16 protein-coding genes are annotated in these 17598 nt (G+C 67.9%); 7 read left to right on the top strand and 9 right to left on the bottom strand.

The annotated features are described in order from the left end of the window. Window positions 1-55 precede the first annotated feature (55 nt). The gene (locus B7D75_RS28145; RefSeq protein ID WP_003096819.1) at window positions 56-964 is read left to right on the top strand and encodes a LysR substrate-binding domain-containing protein; all 909 of its coding nucleotides are present in this window, start codon (window positions 56-58) and stop codon (window positions 962-964) included. 36 nt (window positions 965-1000) lie between these two features. Here the strand turns inward: B7D75_RS28145 and adhP are convergent, their stop codons facing one another. Continuing rightward, complete coding sequence (adhP, locus tag B7D75_RS28140) at window positions 1001-2029, bottom strand: alcohol dehydrogenase AdhP (RefSeq protein WP_043099562.1); 1029 nt, start codon at window positions 2027-2029, stop codon at window positions 1001-1003. A gap of 347 nt (window positions 2030-2376) precedes the next feature. Between adhP and purE the strand changes: the two genes are divergently transcribed. From purE to B7D75_RS28115, 4 genes are all read left to right on the top strand, one after another. Next, window positions 2377-2868 carry a 5-(carboxyamino)imidazole ribonucleotide mutase gene (purE, locus tag B7D75_RS28130; RefSeq protein ID WP_003106314.1) on the top strand — a complete coding sequence of 164 codons (492 nt, stop codon included), beginning with the start codon at window positions 2377-2379 and terminating at the stop codon, window positions 2866-2868. Between the two features lie 30 nt (window positions 2869-2898). Further along, window positions 2899-3981: a 5-(carboxyamino)imidazole ribonucleotide synthase gene (locus B7D75_RS28125; protein ID WP_033997002.1), complete on the top strand. Its 1083-nt coding sequence runs from the start codon at window positions 2899-2901 to the stop codon at window positions 3979-3981. A 114-nt stretch (window positions 3982-4095) separates the two neighbouring features. Next, window positions 4096-4341, top strand: a complete 246-nt coding sequence (locus B7D75_RS28120; protein ID WP_003150607.1) for a GlsB/YeaQ/YmgE family stress response membrane protein — start codon at window positions 4096-4098, stop codon at window positions 4339-4341. Between the two features lie 61 nt (window positions 4342-4402). Beyond that, a complete protein-coding gene (locus tag B7D75_RS28115; protein WP_107114613.1) occupies window positions 4403-4951 on the top strand; it encodes a DUF3299 domain-containing protein in 549 nt (182 codons plus the stop codon). A gap of 68 nt (window positions 4952-5019) precedes the next feature. Here B7D75_RS28115 and B7D75_RS28110 read toward each other — a convergent pair whose 3' ends face one another. From B7D75_RS28110 to glyA, 8 genes are all read right to left on the bottom strand, one after another. Further along, entirely contained in the window at window positions 5020-5976 is a 957-nt protein-coding gene (locus B7D75_RS28110; RefSeq protein WP_079384952.1) for a D-hexose-6-phosphate mutarotase, read from the bottom strand. Between the two features lie 83 nt (window positions 5977-6059). Continuing rightward, window positions 6060-7259, bottom strand: a complete 1200-nt coding sequence (fdhA, locus tag B7D75_RS28105) for a formaldehyde dehydrogenase, glutathione-independent (protein ID WP_012078002.1) — start codon at window positions 7257-7259, stop codon at window positions 6060-6062. Between the two features lie 203 nt (window positions 7260-7462). Further along, the gene (locus tag B7D75_RS28100; protein WP_003157890.1) at window positions 7463-8320 is read right to left on the bottom strand and encodes a formyltetrahydrofolate deformylase; all 858 of its coding nucleotides are present in this window, start codon (window positions 8318-8320) and stop codon (window positions 7463-7465) included. Window positions 8321-8369: 49 nt separating this feature from the next. After that, window positions 8370-9005: a sarcosine oxidase subunit gamma gene (locus B7D75_RS28095; RefSeq protein WP_058130381.1), complete on the bottom strand. Its 636-nt coding sequence runs from the start codon at window positions 9003-9005 to the stop codon at window positions 8370-8372. A 93-nt stretch (window positions 9006-9098) separates the two neighbouring features. After that, the gene (locus tag B7D75_RS28090; RefSeq protein WP_033997005.1) at window positions 9099-12116 is read right to left on the bottom strand and encodes a sarcosine oxidase subunit alpha; all 3018 of its coding nucleotides are present in this window, start codon (window positions 12114-12116) and stop codon (window positions 9099-9101) included. Next, window positions 12113-12433, bottom strand: coding sequence for a sarcosine oxidase subunit delta (locus B7D75_RS28085; protein WP_012078000.1), 321 nt, complete (start codon window positions 12431-12433; stop codon window positions 12113-12115). Before B7D75_RS28085 ends, B7D75_RS28090 begins: the two co-directional genes overlap by 4 nt. Before the next feature lie 93 nt (window positions 12434-12526). Next, entirely contained in the window at window positions 12527-13777 is a 1251-nt protein-coding gene (locus B7D75_RS28080; RefSeq protein ID WP_034080655.1) for a sarcosine oxidase subunit beta, read from the bottom strand. 84 nt (window positions 13778-13861) lie between these two features. After that, complete coding sequence (gene glyA / locus B7D75_RS28075; protein WP_012077998.1) at window positions 13862-15115, bottom strand: serine hydroxymethyltransferase; 1254 nt, start codon at window positions 15113-15115, stop codon at window positions 13862-13864. Between the two features lie 215 nt (window positions 15116-15330). Here glyA and B7D75_RS28070 point away from each other — a divergent pair, with 215 nt between their 5' ends. Both B7D75_RS28070 and B7D75_RS28065 read left to right on the top strand, forming a co-directional pair. Then, window positions 15331-15972 carry a hypothetical protein gene (locus B7D75_RS28070; protein WP_034082441.1) on the top strand — a complete coding sequence of 214 codons (642 nt, stop codon included), beginning with the start codon at window positions 15331-15333 and terminating at the stop codon, window positions 15970-15972. Window positions 15973-16055: 83 nt separating this feature from the next. Further along, entirely contained in the window at window positions 16056-17096 is a 1041-nt protein-coding gene (locus B7D75_RS28065) for a threonine aldolase family protein (RefSeq protein WP_003105702.1), read from the top strand. Window positions 17097-17598 lie beyond the last annotated feature (502 nt).

The following is a 17598-nucleotide window of genomic DNA, read 5'->3' as shown; positions in this document are numbered from 1 at the left end:
TGTGACGCTGGTATGATGACGGACGTGTCGTCGTATTACCGGAGCCTTTCCCGTCGTGAACCTCGAACTGAAGTGGCTGGAGGATTTCATCGCCCTAGCCGGCACCCGCAGCTTTTCCCAGGCGGCGGAGAAGCGCTTCGTCACCCAGCCGGCCTTCAGCCGGCGCATCCGCAGCCTGGAGGACGCCCTCGGCCTGACCCTGGTGAATCGCCAGCGCACGCCGGTGGAGCTGACCGAGGCCGGGCAACTGTTCCTGGTCACCGCGCGCAGCGTGGTCGAGCAGCTCGGCCAGGTGGTGCGCCACCTGCATCACCTGGAGGGCGGGCAAGGCGAGGTGCTGCAGTTCGCCGCCGCCCACTCGCTGGCGCTGGGCTTCTTCCCGCAGTGGATCGCGCGGCTGCGCAACGAAGGGCTGAACATCGCCAGCCGGCTGATCGCCACCAACGTCGGCGAGGCGGTGCATTCCCTGCGCGAGGGCAGCTGCGACCTGATGCTGGCGTTCTACGATCCGGACGCCGCGCTGCAGATGGACCCGGAGATCTTCCCCTCGCTGCACCTGGGGCGCACCGAGATGCTGCCGGTGTGCGCGGTGAATGCCGAGGGCCAGCCGCTGTTCGACCTGGAGAATGGCCAGAGCGTGCCGCTGCTCGCCTACAGCGCCAGCGCCTTCCTCGGCCGCGGGGTCAACCTGCTGCTGCGCCAGCGCAACCTGCGCTACACCACGGTCTACGAGACGGCGATGGCCGACAGCCTGAAGAGCATGGCGCTGCAAGGCATGGGCGTGGCCTGGGTGCCGCGGCTGAGCGTGGTCAACGAACTGGAGCGCGGCGAGCTGGCGATCTGTGGCGGGCCGCAATGGTTCGTGCCGCAGGAAATCCGCCTGTACCGCTGCGCGCTGGTGCGCAAGGCGGCGATCCGCCTGCTCTGGCGCAAGCTGGAAGGCGGGCTGGGCAGCGTCGAGTAGACAGGCAAGGGCGGCGCCGGGGCACCGCCCCGCGGGTCACATCTCGAGGACGATGCGCCCCTCGATCTGCCCGGCGCGCATCTGGTCGAGGATCTGGTTGATGTCGTCCAGCTTGCCCGGGTGGATGGTCGCCTTGACCAGGCCCTCGCCGGCGAAGTCGAGGGCTTCCTGCAGGTCGGCGCGGGTGCCGACGATGGAGCCGGCGATGTGCAGGCCCTTGAGCACCACGTCGAAGATCGGCGTCGGGAAGTCGCCCGGCGGCAGGCCGACCAGGGCGATGGTGCCGCCGCGGCGGGCCATGCCGATGGCCTGGCCGAAGGCGCTGTTGGATACCGCGGTGACCAGCACGCCATGGGCGCCGCCGATGTCGCGCTGGAGCGTTTCGACCGGATCTTCCTGCCGGGCGTTGACCGTCAGGCTGGCACCGAGCTTGCGCGCCAGTTCCAGCTTGGCGTCGTCGATGTCGATGGCGGCGACGTGCAGGCCCATGGCTCGGGCGTACTGCACGGCGACGTGGCCGAGGCCGCCGATGCCGGAGATCGCCACCCACTGGCCGGGGCGCGCGTTGGTCTGCTTGAGGCCCTTGTAGACGGTGACGCCGGCACAGAGGATCGGCGCGATTTCGGCGAATTCGACGTTCTTCGGCAACAGGCCGACGTAGTTCGGATCGGCCAATACGTATTCGGCATAGCCGCCGTTCACCGAGTAGCCGGTGTTCTGCTGGCTCTCGCAGAGGGTCTCCCAGCCGGTCAGGCAGTGCTCGCAGCAGCCGCAGGCGGTGTACAGCCAGGGGATGCCGACCCGGTCGCCTTCCTTCACCCGGGTCACTCCGTTGCCCACCGCGGCGACGTAGCCGACGCCTTCGTGACCGGGAATGAACGGCAGCGGCGGCTTCACCGGCCAGTCGCCCTCGGCGGCATGCAGGTCGGTGTGGCAGACGCCGGAGGCCTCGATCTTCACCAGTACCTGGCCGGGGCCGGGCAGCGGAACCTTGACTTCCTCGATCCGCAGCGGCGCGCCGTAGGCGTGCACGACCGCGGCTTTCATGGTCTGTGGCAGGGTCATGGATATCTCCTTGGAAGTGGCTGAGCGCCTGCCGCGGTATCCATGACGGGGACCGCGGCAGGCTCCGGTACCGCTGCGGCCGCGTTTCCTTCGGGGCGGGCCGCCGCAACCAGTCTGGCCCGTCGCGGCAGGCGCGCATTGAGTTGCGGCAAGTTTCCCGCCACGGCGCGAAAAAACGGGACGGACGGTAGCCCCCGGCGCGCGCCCGGCCTGCCTTTGCGGTATACTGCGCCGCCTTCGAACCGGCACTGCCCGCCGGCTCGGCCCAGTACAAGCCACGCCCCTCGACGAAGCGTGGCTTGTTGGTTTCTGACGCGCCGGACGGCGCATTTGAGAGAGGCACGACGATGAGCGCACTGGTTGGCGTGATCATGGGTTCCAAATCGGACTGGAGCACCCTCAGTCACACCGCGGACATGCTGGACAAGCTGGGCATCCCCTACGAAGTGAAGGTGGTTTCCGCCCATCGCACCCCGGACCTGCTCTTCCAGTACGCCGAGGAAGCCGAAGGCCGCGGCCTCGAAGTGATCATCGCCGGCGCCGGCGGCGCCGCCCACCTGCCGGGCATGTGCGCGGCCAAGACCCACCTGCCGGTGCTCGGCGTGCCGGTACAGTCGTCGATGCTGTCGGGTGTCGACTCGCTGCTTTCGATCGTGCAGATGCCCGCCGGCGTGCCGGTCGCCACCCTGGCCATCGGCAAGGCCGGCGCGGTCAACGCGGCGCTGCTCTCGGCGAGCATCCTCGGCGCCAAGCATCCGCAGTACCACGAGGCGCTGAAGCAGTTCCGCGCCAACCAGACCGAAACCGTGCTGGACAATCCCGACCCGCGCGATGCGTGAGACAGGCTCTGAGAAGGTAAGGCTCGAACCATGAAAATCGGTGTCATCGGTGGCGGCCAGCTGGGCCGCATGCTGGCCCTGGCGGGAACCCCGCTGGGCATGAACTTCGCTTTCCTCGACCCGGCGCCGGACGCCTGCGCGGCCTCCCTGGGCGAGCACATCCGTGCCGACTACGGCGACCAGGAGCACCTGCGGCAACTGGCCGACGAGGTCGACCTGGTGACCTTCGAGTTCGAGAGCGTGCCGGCGGAAACCGTGGCCTTCCTCTCCCAGTTCGTGCCGGTCTACCCGAACGCCGAGTCGCTGCGCATCGCTCGCGACCGCTGGTTCGAGAAGTCGATGTTCAAGGACCTCGGCATTCCCACCCCGGACTTCGCCGACGTCCAGTCCCAGGCCGACCTCGACGCCGCCGTGGCCGCCATCGGCCTGCCGGCGGTGCTCAAGACCCGCACCCTGGGCTACGACGGCAAGGGCCAGAAGGTCCTGCGCCAGCCGGCCGACGTGCAGGGCGCGTTCGCCGAACTGGGCAGCGTGCCGTGCATCCTCGAGGGCTTCGTGCCGTTCAGCGGGGAAGTCTCGCTGGTGGCGGTGCGCGCCCGCGATGGCGAGACGCGTTTCTACCCGTTGGTGCACAACACCCACGACAGCGGCATCCTCAAGCTTTCCGTGGCCAGCAGCGAACATCCGTTGCAGGGCCTGGCCGAGGACTACGTCGGCCGCGTGCTGGCCCGGCTCGACTACGTCGGCGTGCTGGCCTTCGAGTTCTTCGAGGTGGATGGCGGCCTGAAAGCCAACGAGATCGCCCCGCGCGTGCACAATTCCGGGCACTGGACCATCGAAGGCGCCGAGTGCAGCCAGTTCGAGAACCACCTGCGCGCCGTCGCCGGCCTGCCGCTGGGCTCGACCGCCAAGGTCGGCGAGAGCGCGATGCTCAACTTCATCGGCGCGGTGCCGCCGGTGGACCAGGTGGTCGCCATCGACGACTGCCACCTGCATCACTACGGCAAGGCCTTCAAGAACGGCCGCAAGGTCGGCCATGCCACCCTGCGCTGCGCCGACCGGGCGACGCTGCAGGCGCGCATCGCCGAGGTCGAGGCGCTGATCCAGGGGTGAGCGATTGCCGCCCGCCCATCCTTGGGTTGGCGGGCGGCACTGAACCCAAGGCTTCTCTACACTGTCCCATGGCAGGCGCAATACATGCGCATACACCCGTAAGGAGGGACTGTCATGGGATTAATCGGAACCATCATCGTCGGACTGATCGTTGGTCTCGTTGCACGCTTTCTGAAGCCAGGTGACGACAGCATGGGCTGGATCATGACCATCCTGCTCGGCATCGGCGGCTCGCTGCTGGCCACCTACGGCGGTCAGGCGGTCGGCTTCTACCAGGCCGGCCAGGCGGCCGGTTTCATCGGCGCGGTGGTCGGCGCCGTCGTACTGCTGGTCATTTACGGCCTGATCAAGAAGAATTGATGGCTCTGGCCGGCCCCCGCGGGGGCCGGCGTTTCCTCACTTCGCCGGTATTCCCGCCATCATGCGCCGCTCCCCGTTCGCCCGCCTGTTGCTGCTCGTCCTGTTGTCCTCACCCCTGGCCCACGCCGAACTGCCCGAGACCGACTGGCTGGAACTGATGCCGCCGGCCGACCGCAAGGCGCTGGAAGAAATGCCCGACATCGTCCACGACACCCCGGAGGCCGCCGGCACCTTCACCAGCAAGGGTGGCCTGAAGCAGTCGGACCGGAAGATGCCGGCGGTGATGTATTCGGCCAGGACCGTCGCCGGCCTGGATGGCAAGGCGATCCGCCTCGGCGGCTACCCGGTGCCGCTGGAGAACGATGCCAAGGGCCGCGTCACCGAATTCTTCCTGGTGCCCTATCCGGGCGCCTGCATCCACGTGCCGCCGCCGCCGCCGAACCAGATCGTCCTGGTGCGTTATCCACAGGGACTGGAGCTGACCGATATCTACACCCCGCTGTGGGTCAGCGGCACGCTGAAGATCGAGCAGGTGAGCAATGACCTGGCCGATGCCGCCTATGCCATCGACAAGGCCAGGGTGAAGGTGGTGGAGGAAGCGGACCTGTAGGGCCTGCACCTGCGCAACGGCCCATGGCGGACGACGCGGGCCGCCCCGGGCGTCATCCGCCGAGCCGCTCAGGGCCGCTCCAGCGGCTCGCTCCAGATCTGCACGCCAAAGCTTTCGCTGCGCCCGGGTGCGACCAGCATGAGGTCGTCCCAGACCCGCCCGGTCTCGATGCAGAGCATCTCCTGCCAGGCGTCGTCGGCGAATTGCGAGAGCCGCCGCGACTTGTCCACCCAGGGGTTCCAGACCACCGCCGAGCGCGAGTCGAGGGCGTGCAGGTGGATGCTGCGTTCCCAGCGCGGGTCCTTGATCAGCAGGTCGCGCTCGAGGCCGAGGTAGATGCGGTCCAGTTCGCCCTTGACCCGTACCGCGCCGTGCTGGGTGCGTTCTTCCCAGTTTTCCAGGGTCTCGATGTAGCGCGCGCCTTCCAGGCCCTCGATGGCGATCTCGCGGCTGTCGCTGACCGCGAAGTAGGTGTGCAGTGCCTGGCTGAGCACCAGCGGCTTGCTGCCGAGGTTCTCGGTGGACAGCCGCAGGGTCAGCCGCTCGCCGAAGCGGAACAGCATGCGCAGCGCCGCCGGGTGCGGCCAGCCGGGGAGGCCGTCGGGGGCGTCGAGGCGGAAGCTGACGCAGAGGTCGCCGTCCTCCTCGGCGATGTCGTCGATTTCCCAGTCGACCGCCCGGACCAGCCCGTGGGCGGGCGCCTTCAGGCCATCTTCCACCTGGCCGCGGACTTCCTGCGGGTTGCGCTCCAGCGGACCGAACCACGGCCAGCACACCGGAACCCCGCCGCGTACCGACTGCCCGCGGCGGTAGCCGGCCTCGTCGCTGAGCCAGACCAGCGGCGGCTGTTCGTGGGGCTGGTAGCTGAGCAGCTGCGCGCCCTGCTGGGCGATCAGCGCCTGGCCATGGGCGGTGTGGATGCGCCAGCAGGCCAGGTCGTCGACCTGTACCTGTTCGACGCGGTTGATCGGGCTATCGGTGCTCATGGCGGTCTCCGGGACGCGAATGGATGGCAGCAGTATCACCGATCCATTTTATCGCCGGCAGTTCCCCCGGATAGCGCCAACGACGACGCGGCCCGTGGGCCGCGTCGGTTGTTGCCGGTGGTTCAGGCCGCGCGGAACAGGTTGTGCGGGTCGATGACGAATTTCTTCGGCACCCCGGCGTCGAACTCGCCGTAGCCTTTCGGCGCATCGTCGAGGGTGATGACTTCCACCCCGACGATGTCGGCGATCTTGATCCGGTCCCACATGATCGCCTGCATCAGCTGGCGGTTGTACTTCATCACCGGGGTCTGGCCGGTGTGGAAGCTGTGCGACTTGGCCCAGCCCAGGCCGAAGCGGATGCTCAGGGCGCCGTGCTTGGCGGCCGCGTCCACCGCGCCCGGGTCTTCGGTGACGTACAGGCCGGGGATGCCGATCTTGCCGGCGACCCGGGTGATGCCCATCAGCGAGTTGAGCACGGTGGCCGGGGCTTCCTGCTGCGAGCCCGAATGGCCGTGGCCGCGCGCCTCGAAACCGACCGCGTCGACCGCGCAGTCGACCTCCGGCTCGCCCAGCAGGGCGGCGATCTGTTCGTGCAGCGGGGTGTCCTTGGACAGGTCGGCGATCTCGAAGCCCTGTTTCCTGGCGTGGGCCAGGCGGGTCGGGTTGACGTCGCCGACGATCACCACCGCCGCGCCGAGCAGGCGTGCCGAGGCCGCCGCGGCCAGGCCGACCGGACCGGCGCCGGCGATGTAGACCGTGCTGCCCGGACCGACGCCGGCGGTGACCGCGCCGTGGTAGCCGGTGGGGAGAATGTCCGAGAGGCAGGTCAGGTCGCGGATCTTCTCCATCGCCGCTTCGCGGTTGGGCAGTTTCAGCAGGTTGAAGTCGGCGTAGGGCACCAGCACGTATTCGGCCTGGCCGCCGACCCAGCCACCCATGTCGACGTAGCCGTAGGCGCCGCCGGCCCGCGCCGGATTGACCGTCAGGCAGACGCCGGTGTGCTGTTCCTTGCAGGTACGGCAATGGCCGCAGGCGACGTTGAACGGTACCGAGACCAGGTCGCCGATCTTCATGGTTTCCACGCCACGACCGATCTCCACCACCTCGCCGGTGATCTCGTGGCCCAGCACCAGGCCTTCCGGCGCGGTGGTGCGGCCGCGCACCATGTGCTGGTCGGAGCCGCAGATGTTGGTGGAGACCACCCGCAGGATCACCCCGTGGTCGATCTGCCGGCCCTGCGGGTCCTGCATCTTCGGATAGGGAATGTTCTGCACCTCGACCTTGCCCGGGCCGAGATAGACCACACCACGATTGCCAGACATACGCGTTTCCTCTTTGTCGTTGTGGGTACAAGTGCGCGGCGTCCACGGCCGCGCGGCTTTGCACTGGAAAGTCGTCTGTTGCGCGACAGGGCCGGAGAATGCTGGCAGCCGGCGGGCTGTCGATGTTGCTCGGATCGCGAGGCGGTCCGGGGCGCTCCTCTTCCTGGCCTTCTCCTTCAGGGAGGGTTTGGAAGAGGGCGCGCTTACAGCACCACGGTCCGATTGGCGTTGAGAAACACCCTCCGCTCGATGTGGTAGCCCACCGCCCGCGCCAGGGTCAGGCACTCGATGTCGCGGCCCTTGGCGATCAGGTCCTCGGGGTAGTGGGCGTGGTCGACCGTCTCGACGCCCTGGGCGATGATCGGCCCTTCGTCGAGGTCGTTGTTGATGTAGTGGGCGGTGGCGCCGACCAGCTTCACGCCCTTCTGGTAGGCCTGGTGGTATGGCTTGGCGCCCTTGAAGCCGGGCAGCAGCGAGTGATGGATGTTGATCGCCCAGCCGTCCAGGCGCCGGCACAGTTCCGGCGACAGCACCTGCATGTAGCGAGCGAGGATCACCAGTTCGGCGCCGCTCTCCTCGAGCACCTGCCAGACCCTGGCTTCCTGGGCCGGCTTGTCGTTCGGGTCGAGCGGGAAGTGGTGGTAGGGAATGCCGTGCCAGCGCGCCAGCGGCTCCAGGTCCGGATGATTGGAAATCACCGCCACCACGTCCATCGGCAACTGGCCGATGCGCTGGCGGTAAAGCAGGTCGTTCAGGCAGTGATCGGCCTTGGAAACCATGATCGCCACCTGGCTGCGGTAGCCCGGCGCGGTCAGCTCGGTACGCATGCCGAACGGCGCCACCCGTTCGGCCAGTCCGGCGCGGAAGGAGGCTTCGTCGAAGCCTTCGCCGGCGCGGAACTCAACGCGGATGAAGAAGCGTTGCGCCAGGCGGTCGTCGAACGAGTGGTGCTCGGTGACGTAGCAGCGCTGCTCGAAGAGGTAGCGCGTCACCACGTCGACGGTGCCCAGCAGGCTGGGACTGTCGGCGGTGAGGATCCAGGTGTCGGGGGTACGGCTCATCGCGAGGCTCCGGGTCCGGTATCCCCTCTCGGGGAGAGGGGAAGGCTGCTCATGCCGCTATCTGCAGGCCGTATTCGGCGCTGGCGTCCTGCAACCAGAGCCAGAAGTAGTCGGCGAAGCTGCGGCGCACGACCAGCTCCCAGGTGTCCTCGCCGGTATGGCGGATCACGCATTGCGACTTGGCGAAGATGCTGCCGACCGCCTTGCCCACCGGGAAGTTGCTCGGATGCACGTCGTAGCTGGTGGATTTCATCAGCAGTTCGCGGACGTTCGCTCCGCTCAGTTCGAGCAGCGTCTGCCCGCCGCTGACGTTGACCACCGCGTAGTGCAGCTCCCCGCCCAGGGCCTGGCGCAGGCGCTGCTCGACGGCGTATTCCTCGCCGCCGGGGACGATCAGCAACCATTCGTCCGGGGCCAGCCATTGCAGCGAGGTCTCGCCGCTGGCGACCAGGGTCAGGGCCACCGGCAGTTCCAGGCCGAGGGCCTGGTGTACGGCGGCGGCGAAGGTCGGGTCGGCGGCGTCGCCGCGCAGCACCAGGTGGCCGAGCAGCTTCTTCTCGCGCAGGACGATACCGGCCTTCGCGGCGGTCTTGCCGGCGAGCTTGTGCAGCTCGGCATGGTGCAGCGGCGATTCGGCGTGGACGCCGGGTTCGGGGCGTTGCTGGTAGACGTTTGCCTTGCTCATTCGTTTTCACCTTCGGGCGCCGCGCGCCCTGGTAGCCTGTCTGCCCTCTCCCTTCGGGGAGAGGGCCGGGAAGAGGGGCGAACCCCTCTCCGCTCAATCCACGTTCTGCCGTTCCCCTTTCGGGTCGTAGAACACCGAGGAACAGATCTCCGCCTCGATGAAGCGGCCGTCCGCCAGCGGCGCGTAGACCTTCTGGCCCATGCGCTTGAGGCCGCCCTTCACCACCGCCAGGGCGAAGCCGTGGCCGAGGCTGGCGCTCATGTAGCTGGAGGTGACGTGGCCGACCATCTTCATCGGGATCGCCTGCTGGGTGTCGAACACCAGCTGCGCGCCTTCGGGCAGTACCTCCTGCGGGTTGCTCGGCTTGAGACCGACCAGTTGCTTGCGCTCCTCGCGCAGGCAGTCGGCGCGGTTCATGCCGCGCCAGCCGATCCAGGAGAACGGCTTGCTGCGGCCCACCGCCCAGCCCATGTTGAGATCGTCCGGGGTGACCGAGGCATCGGTGTCCTGGCCGACGATGATGAAGCCCTTCTCGGCGCGCAGGACGTGCATGGTCTCGGTGCCGTAGGGCGTCAGGCCGTACTTCGCGCCGTGCTCGGCGAGCGCTTCGAGCACGCCCATGGCGTAGTCGGCCTGGACGTTCACCTCGTAGCTCAGCTCGCCGGTGAAGGAGATGCGGAACACCCGCGCCGGCACCCCGGCGACCTTGCCTTCCTTCCAGGTCATGAAGGGGAAGGCGTCCTTGTCCAGGTCGATGTCGGTGACTTCGGCGAGCAGCTTGCGGCTGTTCGGGCCGGACAGGGTGAGGGTCGCGTAGTGGTCGGTGACCGAGGTGAAGTACACCTTCAGTTCCGGCCATTCGGTCTGGTGGTACAGCTCCAGCCACTCCAGCACGCGGGCGGCGCCGCCGGTGGTGGTGGTCATGACGAAGTGGTTGTCGGCCAGGCAGGCGGTCACGCCGTCGTCGAAGACCATCCCGTCTTCCTTGCACATCAGGCCGTAGCGCGCCTTGCCGACGTCGAGCTTGGTCCAGGCGTTGGTGTAGACCCGATTGAGGAACTCCCGCGCGTCCGGGCCCTGGATGTCGATCTTACCCAGGGTCGAGGCGTCGAGCAGGCCGACCGCCTCGCGCACCGCGCGGCATTCGCGGGCCACGGCGGCGTGCATGTCCTCGCCGCGGCGCGGGAAGTACCACGGCCGCTTCCACTGGCCGACGTCCTCGAACTCGGCGCCGTTCTTCACGTGCCAGGCGTGCAGGGCGGTGAAGCGCACCGGTTCGAACAGATGCCCGCAGTGGCGGCCGGCGACGGCGCCGAAGGTCACCGGGGTGTAGTTCGGGCGGAACATGGTGGTGCCGGTGTCGGCGATGCTCTTGCCCTGGGCCCGCGCGGCGATCGCCAGGCCGTTGATGTTGCCCAGCTTGCCCTGGTCGGTGCCGAAGCCCAGCGCGGTGTAGCGCTTGACGTGCTCGATGGACTCGAAGCCCTCGCGGCAGGCCAGTTCGATGGCGGCGGCGGTGACGTCGTTCTGCGGATCGACGAACTGCTTCGGCGCGCGCGCCGTGGGCTTCTCGTGGGGCACCTGGAACAGCGCGACGGGCGCTTCCTCGCGGCGTGGCTGGACCTTCGGCAGGCTGCCGGCGGCGGTCTTGTAGCCGGCGTCGAGGGCGGCGCGGCCGCCGGCCTGGTAGCCGTCGGCGAGTACCTCGGCGAGCCCGAACACGCCGTTCACGGCGCCGGCGCAGATGCGCTTCTGCAGGCCTTCGCCGGGGACGAAGGCGAGGATTTCCTCGCGCCATTGCGGCTTGCCGCCCAGGTGCGAGGCCAGGTGCACGACCGGGCTGTAGCCGCCGGAGCTGGCGATCAGGTCGCAGTCCAGCCATTCGCCGCCGCTGGCGCGCATGGCCTGCAGGTCGATCCGGGCGACCTTGGCGCCGCTGACCCGCTTGCCGCCGCGAGCCTCGATCACCGAACTGCCGGTGATCACCCGCATGCCGCGTTGGCGTGCTTCCTCGACCCACTCGCCGCGCGGATTGGCCCGTGCGTCGGCGATGGCCACCACGTGCAGGCCGGCTTCCTGCCAGTCGAGGGCGACGCGGTAGGCGTAGTCGTTGTTGGTGGCCAGCACCAGTTTCCTGCCCGGAGCCACGCCGTAGCGCCGTACATAGGTGGAAACCGCGCCGGCGAGCATGTTGCCGGGCAGGTCGTTGTTGCCGTAGACCAGCGGCCGCTCATGGGCGCCGGCGGCCAGCACCACGCGCTTGGCGCGCACGCGGTGCACGCGCTGGCGAACCTGGCCGAGCGGGGCGACCTCGCCGAGGTGGTCGGTGCGTCGCTCGTGGATGGTGAGGAAGTTGTGGTCGTGGTAGCCGTTGACCGTGGCGCGCGGCAGCAGGATGACTTCCGGCAGGCCTCGCAGCTCGGCCACGGCGTCCGCGACCCACTCGGCGGCGGGCTTGCCGTCGAGGGTCTCGCGGGTGTCCAGCAGGCTGCCGCCGAATTCTTCCTGTTCGTCGGCGAGGATCACCCGTGCGCCGCTGCGAGCGGCGGCGAGGGCGGCGGCCAGGCCGGCCGGGCCGGCGCCGACCACCAGCACGTCGCAGTGGTGGTTCATCCAGTCGTAGCTGTCCGGATCGACCTCGGTCGGCGCGCGGCCCAGGCCCGCGGCCTTGCGGATGTACTTCTCGTAGGTCATCCACATCGACTGCGGGTACATGAAGGTCTTGTAGTAGAAACCGGGCGGCATCAGCTTGCCGCCGACCTTGCCGAAGATTCCCATCAGGTCGTTCTGCACGTTCGGCCAGCCGTTGGTGCTGGTGGCCACCAGGCCGCCGTAGAGGGCCTGCTGGGTGGCGCGCACGTTGGGGATCTGGGTGGCTTCGCGGGAGCCGATCTGCAGGATCGCGTTGGGCTCCTCGGCACCGGCGGCGACGATGCCGCGCGCCCGCGAGTACTTGAAGCTGCGGCCGACGATGTCGACGCCGTTGGCCAGCAGCGCGGCGGCCAGGCTGTCGCCGGCATAGCCCTGGTAGTGCTGGCCGTTGAAGCTGAAGGTCAGCGGGCGCTCGCGGTCGATGCGGCCGCCGCTGGACAGGCGATTGATCTGGCTCATGCCGGCTCCCCTTGTACGGCGGGTTTCTTCTCACCGTCGGCGGCGACGCCGGGTTGCTCGCCGATCGGGTAGGTCTCGAGAATCTCGTAGGTCACCGTGTGGCGGGTGACGTTGAAGTACTTGCGGCAGCCGGCGGCGTGTACCCACAGCTCGTGATGGAGGCCGCGCGGGTTGTCGCGGAAGAACATGTAGTCGCCCCATTCCTCGTCGCTGCAGGCGTTCGGATCTAGCGGGCGCGGGATGTGCGCCTGGCCCTTGGCGTGGAATTCCTCTTCGGAACGCAGTTCCCCGCAGTGGGGGCAGAAGATGTGCAGCATTTTGTAGTCTCCGGAAACTGTTCTTGCCGGCTGACCGGCACCCTCTCCCTGAAGGGCGAGGGGCAGCGGATTTCGCCCTTCGGGCGGCTTTTGTCAGTGCGCCACTGCCGCCGCGCCGTGCTCGTCGATCAGCGCACCGCTGTGGAAGCGTTCGATGGAGAAGGGCGCGGCCAGCGGATGCGGTTCGCCCTTGGCCAGGGTGGCGGCGAAGACGTTTCCGGAGCCGGGGGTGGCCTTGAAGCCGCCGGTGCCCCAGCCGCAGTTGAAGAACAGGTTCTGCACCGGAGTCTTGCCGATGATCGGGCAGGCGTCCGGGGTGGTGTCGACGATGCCGCCCCACTGGCGGTTCATGCGTACCCGCGAGAGCACCGGGAACATCTCGACGATGGCTTGCAGGGTGTGCTCGATCACCGGGTAAGAGCCGCGCTGGCCGTAGCCGTTGTAGCCGTCGATGCCGGCGCCGATGACCAGGTCGCCTTTGTCCGACTGGCTGATGTAGCCATGCACGGCGTTGGACATGATCACGCTATCGATGATCGGCTTCAGCGGCTCGGAGACCAGAGCCTGCAACGGGTGCGACTCCAGCGGCAGGCGGAAGCCGGCGAGCCTGGCCATGTGCCCGGAGTTGCCGGCGGTGACCACGCCGACACGACGCGCGCCGATGAAGCCGCGGTTGGTCTCGACGCCGATCACCGCGCCGTCCTGCTTGCGGAAGCCGGTGACTTCGGTCTGCTGGATCAGGTCCACGCCCAGGGCATCGGCGGCGCGGGCGAAGCCCCAGGCCACCGCGTCATGGCGGGCGACGCCGCCGCGACGCTGGATGGTCGCGCCCAGGATCGGGTAGCGGGTGTTCTTGCTGCAATCCAGATAGGGAATCTCCTCCGCCACCTGCTGCGCGTTCAACAGTTCGCCGTCGACGCCGTTGAGGCGGTTGGCGCTGACCCGGCGCTCGCCGTCGCGCATGTCCTGGAGGGTGTGGCAGAGGTTGTAGACCCCGCGCTGGGAGAACATCACGTTGTAGTTGAGGTCCTGGGACAGGCCCTCCCACAGCTTCATCGCGTGCTCGTAGAGCAGCGCGGACTCGTCCCACAGGTAGTTGGAGCGCACGATGGTGGTGTTGCGCGCGGTGTTGCCGCCGCCCAGCCAGCCTTTCTCGACTACCGCCACGTTGCTGATGCCGTGTTCCTTGGCCAGGTAGTAGGCGGTGGCCAGGCCGTGCCCGCCGCCGCCGACGATGACCACGTCGTAGACCGGCTTCGGCGTGGGCGTGCGCCACATGCGTTGCCAGTTCTCGTGATGGCTCAGTGAATGCTTTAACAGGCCGAAGCCGGAGTAGCGTTGCATGTGGATGCTCCTGAACTGTTGCTCCCTCTCCCGCGGAGAGGGTTGGGCCGGGGCGCGTCGGGCTCCCCGACCGTCTTCGGGGGCTCAGCGGTAGACCGGGAAGTCCGCGCAGAGACCGGCGACCTGGGTGGCGACCTTGGCTTCCACGTCGGCATCGCCGAGGTGGTCGAGGATGTCGCAGATCCAGCCGGCCAGTTCGCGGCTCTGCGCTTCCTGCAGCCCGCGGGTGGTGATGGCCGGGGTGCCGATGCGGATGCCGGAGGTGACGAACGGGCTCTGCGGATCGTTCGGCACGGCGTTCTTGTTCACCGTGATGCCGACCCGGCCGAGGGCGGCGTCGGCTTCCTTGCCGGTCAGGCCCTGGCGCACCAGGCTGATCAGCATCAGGTGGTTGTCGGTACCGCCGGAAACCACGTCGTAGCCGCGCCCGATGAATACCTCGGCCATCGCCCGGGCGTTGCGGATCACCTGCGCCTGGTAGTCCTTGAAGCCCGGCTCCAGCGCTTCCTTGAAGCACACCGCCTTGGCCGCGATCACATGCATCAGCGGGCCGCCCTGGGCGCCGGGGAATACCGCGGAGTTGAGCTTCTTCTCGATCTCTTCGTTGGCGCGCGCCAGGATCAGGCCGCCGCGCGGGCCGCGCAGGGTCTTGTGGGTGGTGGTGGTGACCACGTCGGCGAAGGGGATCGGGTTCGGGTAGAGGCCGGCGGCGACCAGCCCGGCGACGTGGGCCATGTCGACGAACAGCAGCGCGCCGACCTTGTCGGCGATGGCGCGGAAGCGCGGGAAGTCGAGGGTCTTGGAGTAGGCGGAGAAGCCGGCGACGATCATCTTCGGCTTATGCTCCACGGCCAGGCGCTCGACTTCGTCGTAGTCGATCAGCCCGGTAGCGGTGTCCAGGCCGTACTGCACGGCGTTGTACAGCTTGCCGGAGGAGGACACCTTGGCGCCGTGGGTGAGATGACCGCCATGGGCCAGGCTCATGCCCAGGATGGTGTCGCCGGCGTTGAGCAGCGCCAGGTACACCGCGGCGTTGGCCGAGGAACCGGAATGCGGCTGGACGTTGGCGTAGTCGGCGCCGAACAGTTGCCTGGCGCGGTCGATGGCCAGCTGCTCGACCTTGTCGACGTGTTCGCAGCCGCCGTAGTAGCGCTTGCCCGGATAGCCCTCGGCATATTTGTTGGTCAGGCCGCTGCCCTGCGCCTGCATGACCCGCCTGCTGGTGTAGTTCTCCGAGGCGATCAGTTCGAGATGGTCTTCCTGGCGGGCCTCTTCGGCGTCCATCGCGGCGAGCAGCTCGTCGTCGTAGCCGCGGATCTGGTCATGCTTGCTGAACATCGCTGGGTCTCCCTGCGGCGCCGGAACCGCGCCGGAATGGCTGCAACGGGACACGCGGTCCCTTTGCCAGCGATGGTATGACCGGCCCTGGCGGCCCAGATGCCTATGCACGCCACGGGGAGGTGCGTTTGCGACATGCCGGCGGGATTCGGCAACCGATGCGGAACGCCCCGGGCTGGCGCTAAACTGCGTGCTCTTCGTCCTGCGAGAACACCATGAAACGCCCGCTGATCTTCCTTTCCGCCGTGCTGCTCGGCGCATCCCTGCAAGGGTGCGGGGGCGGCGACGAAAAGCAGGCCGCCGCGCCTGCGTTGCCGGCCGACTCCTGCACCGGCCATGAACTCGAAGTGGCCTTGCCGCCGGCCGGCAAGCCACTGTTCGGCTACGACTTCCTCTCCCGCCAGTGTGGGTACAACGACGCCACCGTGGTCTTCGGCGCCGCCGACGGCAGCAAGCGCCTGGAGATCGTCCTCACCGACACCGGCCTGCCGGCGCCGCCGACCGAGGGCGACGCGGTGGCCTACCGGGCGGCGCAGGACAAGCTGCGCGAGATGACCCGGACCAACCTGACCCTGCTCCACAAGACCCGCGAGACCGCGCTGAAGAACGGCACCGCCGAGCGCTTCGGCGGCGAGGACTACCTGCCGCTGATCGATACCACGCGGATGGGCGACCCGCTGGGAGTGATGGTCCCGGCCAAGGGCGAGGAAGGCGCCTCGACCCTCAGCGGAGTGATCAAGAACCGCTACGTACTGACCCTCAGCACCCGCGACACGCCCAATGGCGGCAGCGCCACGGCGATGCGCCAGGTACTGGTGCCGTTCGTCGAGCAGATGAAGCTGACCAAGCTACCCTGACAGACTGTGTCGGCACGTACCGGTGCCGGCGCCACCGCACGGAGCCCCACAAGGGCTCGGCAACCGTTCCATCCGAGGCCCACATGACCGATCACACCCAACAGTTCGCCAGCGACAACTATTCCGGCATCTGCCCCGAAGCCTGGGCGGCGATGGCCGAAGCCAACCGTGGCCACGAACGCGCCTATGGCGACGACCAGTGGACCGCGCGCGCTTCGGACTATTTCCGCCAGTTGTTCGAGACCGATTGCGAAGTGTTCTTCGCCTTCAACGGCACCGCCGCCAACTCCCTGGCCCTGGCTGCGCTGTGCCAGAGCTACCACAGCGTGATCTGCTCCGAGACCGCCCACGTCGAGACCGACGAGTGCGGCGCGCCGGAGTTCTTCTCCAACGGCTCCAAGCTTCTGCTGGCGCAGACCGAGGTCGGCAAGCTGACCCCGGCGTCGATCCGCGATATCGCCCTCAAGCGCCAGGACATCCACTACCCGAAGCCACGCGTGGTGACGCTCACCCAGGCCACCGAGGTCGGCACGGTGTACCGCCCGGATGAGCTGAAGGCGATCAGCGCCACCTGCAAGGAGCTCGGCCTGCACCTGCACATGGACGGCGCGCGTTTCTCCAACGCCTGCGCCTTCCTCGGCTGCTCGCCGGCGGAGCTGAGCTGGAAGGCCGGGGTCGACGTGCTCTGCTTCGGCGGCACCAAGAATGGCATGGCGGTGGGTGAGGCGATCCTGTTCTTCAACCGCGACCTGGCCGAGGATTTCGACTACCGCTGCAAGCAGGCCGGCCAACTGGCCTCGAAGATGCGCTTCCTCGCCGCGCCCTGGGTCGGCGTACTGCAGGACGATGCCTGGTTGCGCTACGCCGATCACGCCAATCGTTGCGCGCGGCTGCTGGCCGAGCTGGTGGCCGATGTACCCGGGGTGAGCCTGATGTTCCCGGTGGAAGCCAACGGCGTGTTCCTGCAGCTTTCCGAGCCGGCGATCGAGGCCCTGCGCGCGCGCGGTTGGCGCTTCTACACCTTCATTGGCGAGGGCGGTGCGCGCTTCATGTGTTCCTGGGATACCGATATCGAGCGGGTCCGCGAACTGGCGCGGGACATTCGCCTGGTGATGGGCGCCTGAGCCCGCTCTCGGCCGCCTCCGTGACGCGGGGCGGCCGCTGTTCCTCATATCCTGTGGATAACTCTGTGAACTAACTGTTCGGGAGCTATGCAAAAGTACCCCCGGGTACGCCCTTCCTGTCTCCGCCGGGGGCGCCGAAAGCCTTTATCCACGCGGCTCCACTCCCGAGGCGCGAGAACCTGGCCAATCCACAAACACTGTGGAGCCGAATGTGAATAACGTGTTCGCAGTCGCTTCCGGGCAGCGCCCCGCCGGGCTCTTCGGAGGCTGGTCGGTTTTTGAGCGAAAACAGCCGTTTGTGAAAGGACGATGACGGTTCAGGTGAAAAGCGCTGACGAAACGATGACGGGCATTGTCCCCGGGGGCCCCTGCAAGCCTGTGGACAGAAAAGAAAGCACCGACGCGGGGTAAATGCCGAAAATATCCTGAGCGGACGTAATGGCTTGAGGGAAAAGACAAAATTCTCCCGCTCCGATGTCGCGGGACAGCGGATGCAATCGCC

It is taken from the genome of Pseudomonas paraeruginosa, assembly GCF_003025345.2.
GTDB classification, from domain to species: domain Bacteria; phylum Pseudomonadota; class Gammaproteobacteria; order Pseudomonadales; family Pseudomonadaceae; genus Pseudomonas; species Pseudomonas paraeruginosa.
The sequence above is the reverse complement of the archived record's forward strand: the minus strand, read 5'-3'. Positions and strand labels throughout refer to the sequence as shown.

Coding starts and splice junctions, on each gene's coding strand:
- adhP (WP_043099562.1), bottom strand. CDS start 2,029: ATGACCCTGCCACAGACCATGAAAGCCGCGGTCGTGCACGCCTACGGC.
- purE (WP_003106314.1), top strand. CDS start 2,377: ATGAGCGCACTGGTTGGCGTGATCATGGGTTCCAAATCGGACTGGAGC.
- B7D75_RS28125 (WP_033997002.1), top strand. CDS start 2,899: ATGAAAATCGGTGTCATCGGTGGCGGCCAGCTGGGCCGCATGCTGGCC.
- B7D75_RS28120 (WP_003150607.1), top strand. CDS start 4,096: ATGGGATTAATCGGAACCATCATCGTCGGACTGATCGTTGGTCTCGTT.
- B7D75_RS28115 (WP_107114613.1), top strand. CDS start 4,403: ATGCGCCGCTCCCCGTTCGCCCGCCTGTTGCTGCTCGTCCTGTTGTCC.
- fdhA (WP_012078002.1), bottom strand. CDS start 7,259: ATGTCTGGCAATCGTGGTGTGGTCTATCTCGGCCCGGGCAAGGTCGAG.
- B7D75_RS28100 (WP_003157890.1), bottom strand. CDS start 8,320: ATGAGCCGTACCCCCGACACCTGGATCCTCACCGCCGACAGTCCCAGC.
- B7D75_RS28095 (WP_058130381.1), bottom strand. CDS start 9,005: ATGAGCAAGGCAAACGTCTACCAGCAACGCCCCGAACCCGGCGTCCAC.
- B7D75_RS28090 (WP_033997005.1), bottom strand. CDS start 12,116: ATGAGCCAGATCAATCGCCTGTCCAGCGGCGGCCGCATCGACCGCGAG.
- B7D75_RS28085 (WP_012078000.1), bottom strand. CDS start 12,433: ATGCTGCACATCTTCTGCCCCCACTGCGGGGAACTGCGTTCCGAAGAG.
- B7D75_RS28080 (WP_034080655.1), bottom strand. CDS start 13,777: ATGCAACGCTACTCCGGCTTCGGCCTGTTAAAGCATTCACTGAGCCAT.
- glyA (WP_012077998.1), bottom strand. CDS start 15,115: ATGTTCAGCAAGCATGACCAGATCCGCGGCTACGACGACGAGCTGCTC.
- B7D75_RS28070 (WP_034082441.1), top strand. CDS start 15,331: ATGAAACGCCCGCTGATCTTCCTTTCCGCCGTGCTGCTCGGCGCATCC.
- B7D75_RS28065 (WP_003105702.1), top strand. CDS start 16,056: ATGACCGATCACACCCAACAGTTCGCCAGCGACAACTATTCCGGCATC.